The sequence below is a fragment of the Arthrobacter sp. TMN-49 genome (assembly GCF_054511095.1).
The window spans coordinates 15,220-28,620 of sequence record NZ_JBTNDH010000041.1; the positions used below are offsets into that span (position 1 = coordinate 15,220).

Annotated in this window: 9 protein-coding genes; 4 read left to right on the forward strand and 5 right to left on the reverse strand. The window is 62.5% G+C overall.

Features of this window, described 5'->3' with window-relative positions; all coding sequences use genetic code 11:
- Positions 1-15 precede the first annotated feature (15 nt).
- Entirely contained in the window at positions 16-1,116 is a 1,101-nt protein-coding gene (locus ACX80E_RS15105) for an ABC transporter ATP-binding protein (protein ID WP_459302850.1), read from the forward strand.
- 80 nt (positions 1,117-1,196) lie between these two features.
- Positions 1,197-2,561: a DUF4032 domain-containing protein gene (locus tag ACX80E_RS15110; protein WP_459302851.1), complete on the forward strand. Its 1,365-nt coding sequence runs from the start codon at positions 1,197-1,199 to the stop codon at positions 2,559-2,561.
- Between the two features lie 207 nt (positions 2,562-2,768).
- Here the strand turns inward: ACX80E_RS15110 and ACX80E_RS15115 are convergent, their stop codons facing one another.
- The 5 genes from ACX80E_RS15115 to ACX80E_RS15135 form a co-directional block, all read right to left on the reverse strand.
- Complete coding sequence (locus ACX80E_RS15115; protein WP_459302852.1) at positions 2,769-4,163, reverse strand: FAD-binding oxidoreductase; 1,395 nt, start codon at positions 4,161-4,163, stop codon at positions 2,769-2,771.
- A gap of 75 nt (positions 4,164-4,238) precedes the next feature.
- Positions 4,239-6,098, reverse strand: a complete 1,860-nt coding sequence (locus ACX80E_RS15120) for a glycoside hydrolase family 13 protein (RefSeq protein WP_459302853.1) — start codon at positions 6,096-6,098, stop codon at positions 4,239-4,241.
- A 4-nt stretch (positions 6,099-6,102) separates the two neighbouring features.
- Positions 6,103-7,017, reverse strand: a complete 915-nt coding sequence (locus tag ACX80E_RS15125; protein WP_459302855.1) for a sugar ABC transporter permease — start codon at positions 7,015-7,017, stop codon at positions 6,103-6,105.
- On the reverse strand, positions 7,014-8,636 hold the full coding sequence (locus ACX80E_RS15130; RefSeq protein ID WP_459302859.1) for an ABC transporter permease subunit: 1,623 nt from the start codon (positions 8,634-8,636) through the stop codon (positions 7,014-7,016). Before ACX80E_RS15130 ends, ACX80E_RS15125 begins: the two co-directional genes overlap by 4 nt.
- Positions 8,637-8,751: 115 nt before the next feature.
- Positions 8,752-10,050 (reverse strand): sugar ABC transporter substrate-binding protein, encoded by a 1,299-nt coding sequence (locus ACX80E_RS15135; RefSeq protein WP_459302856.1) that lies wholly within the window; start codon positions 10,048-10,050, stop codon positions 8,752-8,754.
- Positions 10,051-10,361: 311 nt separating this feature from the next.
- Here ACX80E_RS15135 and ACX80E_RS15140 point away from each other — a divergent pair, with 311 nt between their 5' ends.
- Together ACX80E_RS15140 and ACX80E_RS15145 are read left to right on the forward strand one after the other, a co-directional pair.
- Positions 10,362-12,116: a glycoside hydrolase family 13 protein gene (locus tag ACX80E_RS15140; RefSeq protein ID WP_459302858.1), complete on the forward strand. Its 1,755-nt coding sequence runs from the start codon at positions 10,362-10,364 to the stop codon at positions 12,114-12,116.
- Between the two features lie 23 nt (positions 12,117-12,139).
- Complete coding sequence (locus ACX80E_RS15145; protein ID WP_459302860.1) at positions 12,140-13,171, forward strand: LacI family DNA-binding transcriptional regulator; 1,032 nt, start codon at positions 12,140-12,142, stop codon at positions 13,169-13,171.
- Positions 13,172-13,401 lie beyond the last annotated feature (230 nt).

Below are 13,401 nucleotides of genomic sequence, written 5' to 3' on the forward strand. Positions count from 1 at the left end.
AAGGGAATTACTACTGTGGCTACAGTAACTTTTGATAACGCAACCCGCATTTACCCGGGCACCACCAAGCCCGCCGTGGACAAACTGAACATTGACATCGCCGATGGCGAGTTCTTGGTTTTGGTTGGTCCTTCCGGTTGCGGTAAGTCCACCTCCTTGCGCATGCTGGCAGGTCTGGAAGACGTCAACGCCGGCCGCATCCTGATCGGGGACCGCGACGTCACAGACGTTCCGCCCAAGGACCGCGACATCGCCATGGTCTTCCAGAACTACGCGCTGTACCCGCACATGAGCGTTGCAGACAACATGGGCTTCGCCCTGAAGATTGCCGGCATCCCCAAGGAAGAGCGCGCCAAGCGCGTCAAGGAAGCCGCAAAGCTCCTTGACCTTGAGGCCTACCTTGACCGCAAGCCGAAGGCCCTCTCCGGTGGTCAGCGTCAGCGTGTTGCCATGGGTCGCGCCATTGTGCGTAACCCGCAGGTGTTCCTCATGGATGAGCCCCTCTCCAACCTTGACGCCAAGCTGCGTGTACAGACCCGTACCCAGATTGCTTCCTTGACCCGCCGCCTGGGCGTCACCACCGTTTACGTGACCCACGACCAGGTTGAGGCCATGACCATGGGTGACCGCGTTGCAGTCCTCAAGGACGGCCTGCTGATGCAGGTTGACACACCGCGCAACCTCTACGATGCACCGCAGAACGTTTTCGTTGCCGGCTTCATCGGCTCCCCCGCCATGAATCTGCTGGAACTGCCCGTTGTTGACGGCGGTGTGAAGTTCGGTGGCTCCATTTACCCCGTGCAGAGCAGCGTCTTGGGCGAGGCGGCAGGCAACACCGTCACCGTTGGTGTCCGTCCCGAAGACCTCGAGCTGGTTGGTGCCGGTGAGGGCTTGGCTGTTGAGGCCGACGTCGTCGAAGAGCTTGGTGCCGATGCTTACGTTTACGGCCACGCCATTATCGATGGCAACGAGCGCGACATGGTGGTCCGTGTTGACGGTCGCCGCCCACCGTTGAAGGGCGACACCATCCACGTCCGCCCCCAGGTTGGCCACGTGCACCTCTTCGATGCAACCTCCGGCCTGCGTTTGGGCGACAAGGCTGTAACCCGCGACTAACGCGTGTATTAGAGCGCGGCTGCTTGTTGGACTTTTCCAGCAGGCAGCCGCGCTTCACCTTTTAAGAGAGAATTTGTATTATGACTGAGCAACCAGGCGCCAAATGGAACCACGAGCCGACGGACTTTGAGCAGATTGGCAAGTTGCCCCGGCAAAGCGCGCCGCCCGCGGCCGTGATGGGGTCGCTGAACATCACAGCTGCCAGCGCCGACCCGGGCCTGTTGGATCTGCCGTGGCACATCAAACTCGAGGAATGGCCCACAGCCAATCTGGCGGCACTGCCGCGCGGCATCTCCCGCCATGTGGTCCGTTTCGCCCACCTGGACGGTTCCGTCATAGCCATCAAGGAAACCTCCGAACATGTGGCCCGGCACGAATACCATATGCTGCGCAAACTGGCCCGCCTGGACGTGCCCTGCGTTGAGCCGGTTGCCGTCATCAGCGGCCGCACCACCCCCGGCGGCGCACCTCTAGACCCCGTGTTGGTCACCCGGCACCTGAAGTTCTCCCTGCCCTACCGCGCCTTGTTCTCGCAGAAGCTGCGCCGGGACACCCTGACCCGCCTCATCGACGCGCAGGCACTGCTGCTGGTGCGCCTGCACCTGGTGGGCTTTTACTGGGGCGACGTTTCCCTCTCCAACACCTTGTTCCGCCGCGACGCCGGCGCCTTTGCCGCGTACCTGGTGGATGCCGAGACCGGCGAGCTGTACCCGGACCTGTCCACGGGGCAGCGCGAGTACGATCTGGAAATTGCCCGGGTCAACATTGCCGGTGAACTCATGGACCTGCTCGAGGGCGGGCTCATTGAGGAGAAGGTGGATCCGGTGGCCACCAGCGAACTCATCATGGAAAGCTACCGCCGCTTGTGGACGGAGCTGACGGAGAAGGAATCCTTCGAACTCGAGGACAGGTGGCGTGTGGGCGCCCGCATCCGCCGCCTGAACGAGCTCGGTTTCGATGTTGAGGAATACGCCATCAAGACCACCCCCGACGGCTCCACCATCCAGCTCCAACCCAAAGTGGTCGACGCTGGGCACCACCAGCGCCGCTTGTTGCGCCTGACAGGCATTGACGCCCAGGAAAACCAGGCACGTCGCCTGCTCAATGACATGGACTCCTTCCGGAACGACGTCGCCCCGCCCATGGATGAGGAGATCAGCGCCCACCAGTGGGTCAGCTCCATCTTTGAGCCCATAGTGCGGGCCATCCCGCGCGAACTGGGCGGCAAGCTGGAACCCGCCGAGGTGGTGCATGAGGTGTTGGAGCACCGCTGGTACAGGTCGCAGGAGGAGGAACGCAACGTGCCCCTCGCCGAGGCCGTGCAGTCCTATGTGGACGACATTTTGCGCTTCCGCAGGGATGAGGACGCCATCATGCTCAGCACCGATACGGCCACCATTAAGATGCTAGAAGGCGGAGTCCTCCCAGACGCAGCTTTCGAATAGCCCATCCTTCTTCTTCTTCTTCTTCTTCTTCTTCTTCTTCTTCTTCTTCTTCCGACGCTATCGCAGCAATGGTCAACTTTTCGCCGACGCTATCGCAGTGCCCGTGCAGGATTGCGATAACGTTCGCGTAAAAGCAACCATTGCTGCGAGAGCGTCGAGGAGGAGGAGGATGCGGCTACGGCTACGGTGGCCGGGTGGTGGGGCGTTTTAGGCGCGCGCCGTTATGGCCTTGCCCGGGTTCAGGATCCCCTGTGGGTCAAAGAGCGCCTTGATCTGCCGCTGCAGCTCCAGTACCGGCCCCGCCTGCTCAAGCGCCAGCCAGCGCAGCTTGTACTGGCCTATGCCGTGTTCGCCGGTGATGGTGCCGCCCAACTCCAGCGCCTTGTCAATGGACTCATCCAAGGCGGCGTTGAGGGCCGCAATGCTTAGCTCGTCAAAACCCGGAACCCAGAACGTGGGGTGGAGGTTGCCGTCGCCGGCGTGGGCAATGACGTTCAGGCCCACCCCATGGCGCACAGCCATGCCCTCCAACGCCGTGATGTAGTGCACCAGCTGGGAGCGCGGCACTGCCACATCCTCGCCCACCCGGTTCTCGGCATCAGCATCCAGGCCGCGGTTGTTGCGCCGCAGATCAACCAGGCGCTGGGCCTCGGCCGGGTCCTCACGGCTCACCCTGCCGCCCAGCGCCTCCAAAGCTATGGCGGCGAGCGCCTGTTCCTGCTCTGCCGCCAACCCGTCGAACTGGATCAGCAACAACGCCGTCCCCCGCGTGGCGAGATTGCTGCCGTGGCGCATGTCCAGTTCTTGCAGCGAGGGCCCGTCCAGCAACTCCAGGATGCACGGTTGCACGCGGGCAGCGCCCAACGCCAGCACCCCTGCCGCGGCGGCCTGCACATCGGGGAAGAAGACGGCAAGAGTGCGCACAATGGTGGGCAGGTACTTCAGCCGCACCGTTGCGCCCACCACAATGCCCAAGGTGCCCTCCGAGCCCACCAGCAAACTCGTCAGGTCGTAGCCGGCCACGCCCTTGAACGTCCTGTGGCCCGTGTGGATCAATGAACCGTCAGCCATCACCACATCAAGGGACAAGACGGCGTCGCGGGTGACACCGTATTTCGCGCAGCGCAGGCCACCAGCGTTCGTGGCGATGTTGCCACCCACCGTGGAGATCTTGAAACTGGCCGGGTCGGGGGCGAACATGAGGCCAAACTCGGCAACAGCTGTGTTGAGGTCGCCATTGATCACACCGGGCTCCACCCGGGCGATCTCATCGGCCGCGTTGATTTCAAGAATCTTGTTCATCCGGGTCAGGTTCAGCACCACCGCGCCGGCCGTCGCATGAGCGCCGCCGGAGACTCCCGTGCCTGCGCCGCGGGTCACCAGCGGAACACCGTGGGCACCGGCAGCCCTGACCACCGCCTGCACCTGGGCAATGGTCTCGGCCCAGACCACTGCCAACGGCTCGTGGTAGTCGGTGACGGGGCCTTGATCCGTGGCGAACGTCTGCAGATCAGCCGCCGACACACTGATCTGGTCCGCTCGCAACGCTTCCCGCAGTGATTGCAAGAACGCCTGATTTAGCTGTGTTTCCTGTTCCGCCATGGCTGCGCAGACCCTTCCCTCAATGCCCGTGTGTGCTCCTCCCAGTCTAGAGGAGCACACACGGTGTCAGCATTGCTAGGACGACGCCGGGACGCTCACCCCGGGCAGGCGCCAGACGTACGCCCCCGGCCCAGTCAGGGCCAGGTCCTGTGCCACCTTGTACTCGCCCACATGGAATGCTGGGGCTACTTTTAGCGCCTCGCAGCCGGGCAGGTCAAGACCCAGGTCCGCAAAGTTCAACCCCACAACATCGGCGCGGGCGGCAATCACCAGCAAGGACTCCTCCGGCGACTCGCGCACGAAGGCCAGCACATCGCCGTCGCCCATCAGCCAACGCATGCCACCGTCCGCCACGGCGGGGCTTTCATGGCGCAAGGCGGCCAAGGATGTGTACGCTGCCCGCAGATCCGTCACAATCCGTGCGGGCTCGTTCCACGGCATGGGTGTCCGTGCGGACTCCCCCCTGTCACCCTCCAGACCAAACTCGTCACCGGCAAAAATGACGGGGATACCCGGCAGGAGCATGGACAGCGCCGCGGCAACCACGGGGCCGCCCGGGATCATGACACTGGCGGCACGCGCCGTGTCATGCGTGTTCAGGGCGTTCATGGTGGCGTTGCGCACCGGCCAGCTGAAGGCGCTGGAAAGATCCTTGTGGGTGGCAAGGACCACGTCGGCGTCCACCTTGTTCGGCCCGGGCAGGGGGGTTCCGAAGAAGTCCACCCGTGCGGCGGGATCGGCGAACCATTGCCACATGGGCCGGGTGAAGTTCGAATACGTCATGGCGCCCTGCCAGCCGAAACCGTCGACGTCGGCTCCGGCGTCGGAGGTTTCCTCACCCAACAGCAGGGCCTGGGGATTGAGCTCAAGGATTCGCGCCTGGATCAGCGCGGCAACTTCACCGTTCATGTCCACAGCCCCGAGCCGGCCCGTCATATTGCCCACGTCGATGCGCCACCCGTCCAAATGGAACGGCGCCTTGAGCCAGTGGGCCACCACGGAATCCTCGCCGGTGACAAAAGCCTCACGCAACGCCGCAGAGCCCCAATTGAGCTTCGGCAACGATTTCACACCCCACCAGCACTCGTAGTCGCTGTGGTCTTCGTTGAAGTAAAAGTAGCTGGCTTCCACGGACTGCGGATCTGCCTGCGCACGCGTGAACCACTCATGCGCGTCACCGGTGTGATTGGCTGTCAGGTCTCCCATGACTTTCATGCCCCGGGCATGGGCGGCCGTCACCAGGTCAATCAACGCCTGATCCCCGCCCAGGAGTGGATCCACCGCGTGGAAGGTCGCCGCGTCATAGCGGTGGTTGGAACGGCCGGCAAAGAAGGGTGTCAGATACACAATGTCCACACCCAGCGCTGCGAGGTGGTCCAGCCTCTCGGTGACGCCGGCCAGGTCGCCACCGTAGAACTGCCTGGCCGCATCCGGGCCCGTGCCCTGCACGGGAGTCTGCCAGTCACAGCCAACGGCCCACTCGGGGGTGGGTTGCTGCACTGCGGCCGCCGACTTGGCGAAACGGTCGGGGAACACTTGGTACATGACTGCGTCGCGGGACCATTGCGGTGCGTCCCTGGCCGTGGTGACACGGAAGTCGTTGTAGTCGGAGGTGTCCCTGTTGTGCAGGCCGGCGTTGTTCAGGTGCCAGTAGTTGGCCCCCTCATCGCCGGGGACTTCAATGACGAATCTGTACAGGGCCACGGGATTGACGGCAAGGATGGACGCCTCCCACCAAACCCAGCCGTCAGCAGTTCCCAGCATCTTTGCCTGGTCGTAGCGAGGTTCGGCGTCCTGAACGTTACGCACCCAGACCCGGGAGGCAGCACCCCACGACTGCGGAATACGCATCCGCAGTGTGCAGCGTTCCCCCAGGACGCCTTCGCCCCGCACATAAAGTGCTGAACCGTCGTGATGTGGTTGATTGCCTGCCATGTGTTTACCCCTTTACTCCACCTTGAACCAAGCCACTAACAATGTACCGCTGCAGGAACAGGAACAAGGCCATGACGGGCACTGCGGCCAAAACTGCACCTGCGGAGAAGATGCCCCAGTTTTTGGAACGCGTGTCCGCGACGAAGGAATACAGACCCACGGCGAGCGTCTGGGAGTCCGGATCTGTCAGCACCACCGAGGCAATCACAAACTCGCTGGAGATGCCGATGAAGGACAGCAGGGCAACAACGGCCAGAATCGGTGTCACCAGGCGCAAGATGATGCCGAAGAAAATCTGGACGTGGGAGGCGCCGTCGATCTTGGCCGCCTCATCCAGTGACTGGGGAACTGTGTTGAAGAATCCGTACATGAGGTACGTGTTCACGCCCAGCGCCCCGCCAAGGTAGACCATGATCAAGCCCAGTTGGCTGCCAAGGCCCAGGGCCGGGATGACGTCGGAGATGCCGCTGAGCAGCAGGAAGATCGCTACCACGGCCAGCAGTTGCGGGAACATCTGCAGCAACAGCAGCGAAAGTAGTCCCATCCGCCGGCCCTTAAACCGCATGCGGGAAAACGCGTAGGCTGCCATGGCACCCAAGAACACTGTGGCGGCGGAGGTGATCACGCCTATCACCAGCGTGTTCATGAACCACTTGCCGAAGGGGCGGGCCGGGTCGTTGAACAGGTTAACAAAGTTGCCGACGTCAATCTGGGTGAACAGGCCCTTGGTGCCAGCCAGCGTGCCGTTGGAGTTTAATGCGGCGGAGAGCACATAGAGCAGCGGGAACACGGCAAACAGTGTGACCACCACACCGACCAGGTGGCGCCAGCCCTTGTCCCTGAACCACACACGGAAGGTGCGGCGCCGGGGTTTCAGAAGGGCGGTTTCAGTTCGTACGGGGACGGTGGTGGTGCTCATCGGTTCACTTCCTCAAGTGCCTTGGTCTGCTTGAAGCTGATGGCCGAAACGGTGGCCACAATGATGAAGATGACAATGGCCAACGCACTGGCCAGTCCGTAGTCGCGCCCCGTGCCCTGCCCAAACGCCACCTTGTACACGAGCGTGATGAGAATGTCGGTGGAGCCGATGTCCCGGGTGGTGTCCTCGAAGCGGGGGCCACCGCCTGTCAGCATGTAGATGACGTTGAAGTTGTTGAAGTTGAAGGCAAAGGAGGCGATCAACAGTGGGGCGATGGAGACAAGCAGCAGCGGCAGTTTGATGGACCGGAACACCCGCCATGGCCCGGCACCGTCAACCCGCGCAGCCTCGTCGAGCTCCGTGGGAAGAGATTGCAGGGCGCCGGTGCAGACTAAGAACATGTAGGGGAAGCCCAGCCACAGGTTCACCACCAGGACGCTGATCTTGGCCAGCACGGGATCTGTCAGCCAGCCAATTTCGGCGCCGCCAAGCAGCGTCTGGTTGAGCCAGCCGAATTGCGGGTTCAGGATGCCGGACCACACCAGGCCCGACAGGAATGCCGGGAATGCGTACGGCAGGATCATCAAGACCCGGTAGATTTTCTTGCCGCGCAAGTCGTCACGATTGAACGTGATGGCCAGGAACAAGCCGAGGCTGAACGTGAGGATGACCGACGCTATGGCGAAGGTGAAGGTCCACGCGAGCACGCTCAGCAGTGGCGCGCTCAGGTTGGGGTCGGTGAAGGCCCGGACGAAGTTGTCGAACCCCACGTTGATCTTCCAACCCGTGGCCAGCCGCTCGCCATTCTCATCGGCAAAGGCGCCCTCGCCATTGTCGCTGAAGACAGCACCAGTGTTGACGTCCGTGAAGGTGTCGGCGTCCTTGTCGTAGACCATGCTGGGCTTGAACGCGTAGCCGGTACTGCCGTCGGCTGTGCGCAGGCTGCCCTCGGCCGGATCATCGGAGACGGGCACCGAGATGCTCAGGATCTCGGTCTGGTTGGCCACAATCTGGGCGAAGTTCAAGGTGTCATAGCCGGGCAGGGAGATGGCCTTGCCGGTGCCATCTAGGGTGGCATCGGTGACAGTTGTCAACGGTTCCGTTGAGGAGCCGACGGTGACGGTGCCGTCGGGGTTGGTGAACATCAAGAACAGTTCACCGTCGTTTTGTAGCACAGCTGTCTTAAACGACGGCGAATCCGGCACACGCTGTTGGGCCATGGTTTGGATGGCCACAATGGCGTCTTCTTTGGTGCTGTTGTGGCCATCACCGTAGTTGGTGAAAGCAATATAGCCGGAGTAGAAAACCACGAACACCTGGAAGATGACAAGGAAAAACACGCCGGGGGCCAAGTATTTGGCCGGCAGCCCGCCCTTGCGCAGGTAGATCCAGTTCACGAGCAGCGTGATGAGCGCCGCGACGACAAGGATGAGCCACGATTCGCTCAAGAACAGCATCATCATGACGTAGACGGCGAAGGCGTCGACCAGCCCCAGGAGCACCACCTTGACGAGGGTGCCCTTGAGCGAGTCCCTGTCGTAGCTCTTCTTCGTTTCTGGCCGGCCCGGCGGCGGCTGCGCCTCAGCGGCCTGGCGTGCGGGTCCGACGTCGTTGGTCAATAGGGAAACTCGGGTCACGTGACTGTCCTCTTGCAGGTATTCATGCTGGTCAAAGCTGTGTGTGGTGCAGCGGTTATGGAGCCGTTGCACCACACGCGGTTGCTTGCTGTTGCGCTTATGCGCCGATCTTGGACTTGATGGTTGCAGCCATCTTCGGCCAGTCGGCTGTGGGATCGCCCTTGCCCTTGATCAGGTCCAGTTCCGTGGCTCCCCAGTCGTTCCACACGGCGTCCATTTCCGGGATCGCCGGCATGGGAACGCCGTTGTCACCGATCTTGCCGAAGGCCGCCACGATGGGGTCTGCGGACGCCTTCTCGAAGGAGGACTTCAGTGCCGGAGGGCGTCCGCCTGTGCTGAACATCGAGTCCTGGGCGGCCTCGGTGCTCAGGTAGTTGGTGACGAATTCGGTGGTGGCCAGGGCATTGGCGCTCTTGGCGCTGATGAAGAACCCGTTGACGCCAACAAAGGGCCGGGCCGGCTGGTCTCCGGCTGTGGGCAGCGGGTCAATGGCCAGCTTGATGCCTGCCTTCTGCAGATCCGGGACATTCCACGGACCGGTCAGGAAGTACGGGCTCTTGCCGTTCTTGAACTCTTCCTTGGCGATGTCACCGGTGATGTTGGAGTTCAGGACCTTGGACCCCGTATCGCCCCATTCCACCAGTTTCTTGGCGAACTCAACGCCTGCGGCCTCGCCGAGAACCAAGTTCTTGGGATCGTAGCCACCATCGGCTGTCAGGCCGAACACGGCCGAACCCATCGAGGTCTGCAGCGGGTACAGGTGGTAGGGATCGCCCTGCTTGGGGTCGAGCCCCACCAGGAAGGCGTACTTGGCCTTGCCGGCATCGACAACACCCTGACCGGCAGCTACAACCTCGTCGAAGGTGGTGGCGGCTGCGGGCAGCAAGGCCGTGTTGCGCAGCAGCGCAATGTTCTCCACGGAGTACGGGACGCCGTACGTTGAACCGTTGAAGGTCATGGCCGTGATGGCCGTGGCCGAGAAGCCTGAGGTCTTGTCGCCAAGCTCAACCGGGGCGATAACACCATTTTGAACGAACTTGCCTACCCAGTCGTGCGGGCCGACGATCAGGTCGGGACCTTTGCCGGTGGGGACCTGGGTGATGAAGTCATCACGCACAGCGGCAAAGTCCTTGATCACGAGCTTCACCTCAATACCGGTGTCGGCCTTGAACTTCGCTGCGATGTCCTTCAGTGCCGGGGCGCGTTCGGCATCCACCCACATGGTGATGGTGCTGGCACCGCCGGCGGTCAGGTCCGCCGGGGTTGGCGAACTGCTGCTGGCAGCGTTGCCCTCCCCGCCGCAGGCGCTGAGGGCAAGGGCTGTGACGGCCGAAAACGCGCCAACCGCAAAGACGCGTCGGCTGACAGGAGTGGCACTTATATTTGGCAACTTCATTGGTGTCCTTATCTTGGGCCCAACGCCCCTATGCGAGTCGTTACGGGCAAATATCACGTAAGTGGCCTACCTCACACAGCGTAAGCACTTCCCAAGATACATGAAAACGTTTCCAATCTGAAGAGGGCTTTTCCTTAAAGTTGTCATCGAGGAGCAACTCCTTGAGGAGCCTACCCCGGTCACCAGCCTCTAGATGTGCTCGTATTTACCGTAATACTGCGGTTTTCTGCCAGCGATTCACTTGCGTATGAGTTGCAGAGAAACTTTTGAGAACGTTTACATTCTTCCACCCAAACCCTAGAGTTATAGGCATGTCTGCCACTTACCCGGTTCTCACTGTCCCCGCTTCCCCCAACGACGCCTCGAACGTTGCCGGCCGCCTCACCCCGGTGCATTCGGCCGCGCCCGCCGGCGGGCACCACTGGTCAACCGATTCGGTGATCTATCAGGTGTACCCCCGTTCCTTTCGGGACAGCAACGGCGACGGCGTGGGAGACCTCGCCGGGATCACCCTAGAACTGGGGCAGCTGGCCGAGTTGGGCGTCGACGCAGTGTGGCTCTCACCGTTCTTCCGCTCACCCCAACGCGACGCCGGCTACGACGTCTCCGACTACTGCCAGGTGGATCCACTCTTTGGCACCCTTGCGGACTTTGACCAGCTCGTCGCGACCGCAGCAGCCTTGGGCCTGCGCGTCATCATCGATCTTGTGCCGAACCACTGCTCCGATGAACACGCCCTTTTCCAGGCAGCCCTGAGAACGCTTCCAGGCAGTCCGGAACGCGATATGTTCATCTTCCGGGACGGTCAGGGTGGCGACGGTTCACTGCCGCCGAACAACTGGCAGTCACACTTTGGTGGGCCCGCCTGGACCCGCACGGTTCAGCCGGACGGCACTGCCGGCCAATGGTATCTGCACCTCTTCGATGCATCGCAACCCGACTTCAACTGGGACAACCCCAGCGTCCACGCCGAATTTGAACGGATCCTGCGGTTTTGGCTCGATCGAGGCGTGGACGGTTTCCGGGTGGATGTGGCCCACGCCCTGGTCAAGGCCGGCGGCCTGCCCGATTGGGGCGGCACGGCATGGGGTGGCAGCACGGAGGGCTTCCCCGGTCATCTGGCGCCCATGTTCGGCCAGCCGGCCCTGCACACCATCTACAGCCGTTGGCGCGAAGTGCTGGCAGAGTACGGCCCGGAGAAAATCCTGTGCGCCGAGGCCAATGTCGATCCGCTGGAGCGCATGGCCGATTGGGTACGCGCGGACCAGATGCACCAGGCCTTCAACTTTCCCTACCTGAACACCGGATTCTCCGCACCAGACTTGCGTCGGGTCGTGGAGACCTCCCTGCGCGCCTTTGACGCTGTCGGCGCCACCAGCACCTGGGTCCTTTCCAACCACGACGTCGTCCGGCACGCCACCCGCTTCGGTTACGACGGCGGCGGGCCCCGCGAAGGGGACGGGATCGGCGCCGGCGACGCACAGCCCAACGTGCCCTTGGGCCGCCAACGTGCGGCTGCGGCGTCGTTGTTCATGCTGGCACTGCCGGGCGCCTGCTACCTGTATCAGGGTGAGGAACTGGGGCTCCCGGACCATACAGCACTGCCCGACGAGACTCGTCAGGATCCCACGTTCGCCCGCACCGGCGGCGAGCGTGTCGGTAGGGATGGTTGCCGGATCCCGCTGCCGTGGCGCGCTGCCAGCCCGGGCGCCGGGTTCAGCGACGGATCCAACGAGCCGACGGCGCCGTGGCTCCCGCAGCCGGCGGACTGGAACGGCTACGCCCGCGACACCCAAGCTGCCAGTCCGACGTCGCACCTTGCGCTGTACCAGCGCGCCCTGAGGAGCCGGCGTGACCGCGCACTGGGGACAGGGTCGCTGCAGTGGGCGGAGGACTATTGCACCGATCATTCCCTGGGATTCCTCAACGGAAACACGCTGGTGCTGATCAATACCGGCGACGCACCCCTGCAGCTGCCCGCGGGCACCGTCATAATGCGCTCCAATCCGCAGCTGGGAGAGCAGTCTGAACTAGAATCGTCCGAGGCTATCTGGCTGGAAGTATGAACAAAGGACCAGGGGACACAAAAGTGGCGGGCATCAAAGAGGTCGCGGAGCTCTCGGGGCTCTCCAAAGCAACGGTGTCCCGTGCCTTGGCGGGCAAAGGGAGCGTCTCCACCAAGAGCCGGAAACTGGCCCAAGACGCCGCTGCCGAGCTGGGCTTTGTCCTGTCCTATGCCGCCTCCAGCCTAGCGTCAGGGCGCCACCACAACATTGGCGTGGTGGTGCCAGGGGTCAACCGCTGGTTCTTCTCATCAGTCATTGACGGCGCCTCCTCGGAGCTTCTCGAAGCCGGCTATGACCTTACGCTCTACACGACCAGTCAAAATGAGACCCACCGGGCCACGGTGCTGACAGACTTTCTGCTGCGAAAAAGGATCGACGCCGTCATTGCAGTCTCGCTCGAACTCACCGAAGCGGAGATCGGCCAGTTGCTGGCCATTCACCGGCCTGTGTTGGGGATCGGCGGCACCCTGCCCGGTGCAGACAGTCTCCGGGTCGACGATTTCAACCTGGCAAAGAATGCCACCGAGCACTTGATTGGGTTGGGGCACCGGCGCATAGCCCACATTGGTGGCGCCAACGAGTACAACGCTGACTTCAAGCTGCCCGGCACGCGTCGAAGCGGCTACGAGCTGGCGATGCGGCAAGCAAAGCTTCCCACCACTGAGCTGTGGCAGCCAACCTCAGACTTCACAGTGCAGGGCGCCTACGCCACAGCCAGGACCCTGTTGGGCTCCGGGCCGCTGCGTCCCACCGCCGTCTTTGCGGCGTCAGACGAAATGGCCATCGGAACCATCCTGGCAGCCAGGGACTTTGGGCTTCGCGTCCCTGATGACTTGTCAGTTATTGGCATCGATGGTCACGAGTTGGGGCAAGTCTTTGGGCTCACCACCTTTGATCAGAACCCTCGCGGGCAAGGTGCCCTTGCCGCGCGCAGGATCCTGGCCCGTCTGGAACTGCCTGTGCGGGGGGACGCGCCTCCCTATGTGCCATTTGCGGAAGAATTCCCAACGCATTTAGTGGTGCGTTCCAGTACAGCCGTCCCTCCTCTGGAGTGAACGTTGTGGCCGCCATGGGGTTGGCGGCCACAACGCACTTGTCGGCTCACGTGGGAGCGAGCCGTCACAGTAGGTCTTGTGACGCGTCCTGGTGGTCAGTTCTAAGTGCTGTTAAATGTAGGGAGGCCCCACACCTGGGGTGTGGGGCCTCTACCTGTTTACGTGTTGTCCGGCGGTGTCCTACTCTCCCACATCCTCACGAATGCAGTACCATCGGCGCTGTGGGTCTT

What these genes read in the sequence shown, in the direction of transcription:
- ACX80E_RS15110 (WP_459302851.1), top strand. Translation starts at nt 1,197, where the DNA reads ATGACTGAGCAACCAGGCGCCAAATGGAACCACGAGCCGACGGACTTT.
- ACX80E_RS15115 (WP_459302852.1), bottom strand. Translation starts at nt 4,163, where the DNA reads ATGGCGGAACAGGAAACACAGCTAAATCAGGCGTTCTTGCAATCACTG.
- ACX80E_RS15120 (WP_459302853.1), bottom strand. Translation starts at nt 6,098, where the DNA reads ATGGCAGGCAATCAACCACATCACGACGGTTCAGCACTTTATGTGCGG.
- ACX80E_RS15125 (WP_459302855.1), bottom strand. Translation starts at nt 7,017, where the DNA reads ATGAGCACCACCACCGTCCCCGTACGAACTGAAACCGCCCTTCTGAAA.
- ACX80E_RS15135 (WP_459302856.1), bottom strand. Translation starts at nt 10,050, where the DNA reads ATGAAGTTGCCAAATATAAGTGCCACTCCTGTCAGCCGACGCGTCTTT.
- ACX80E_RS15140 (WP_459302858.1), top strand. Translation starts at nt 10,362, where the DNA reads ATGTCTGCCACTTACCCGGTTCTCACTGTCCCCGCTTCCCCCAACGAC.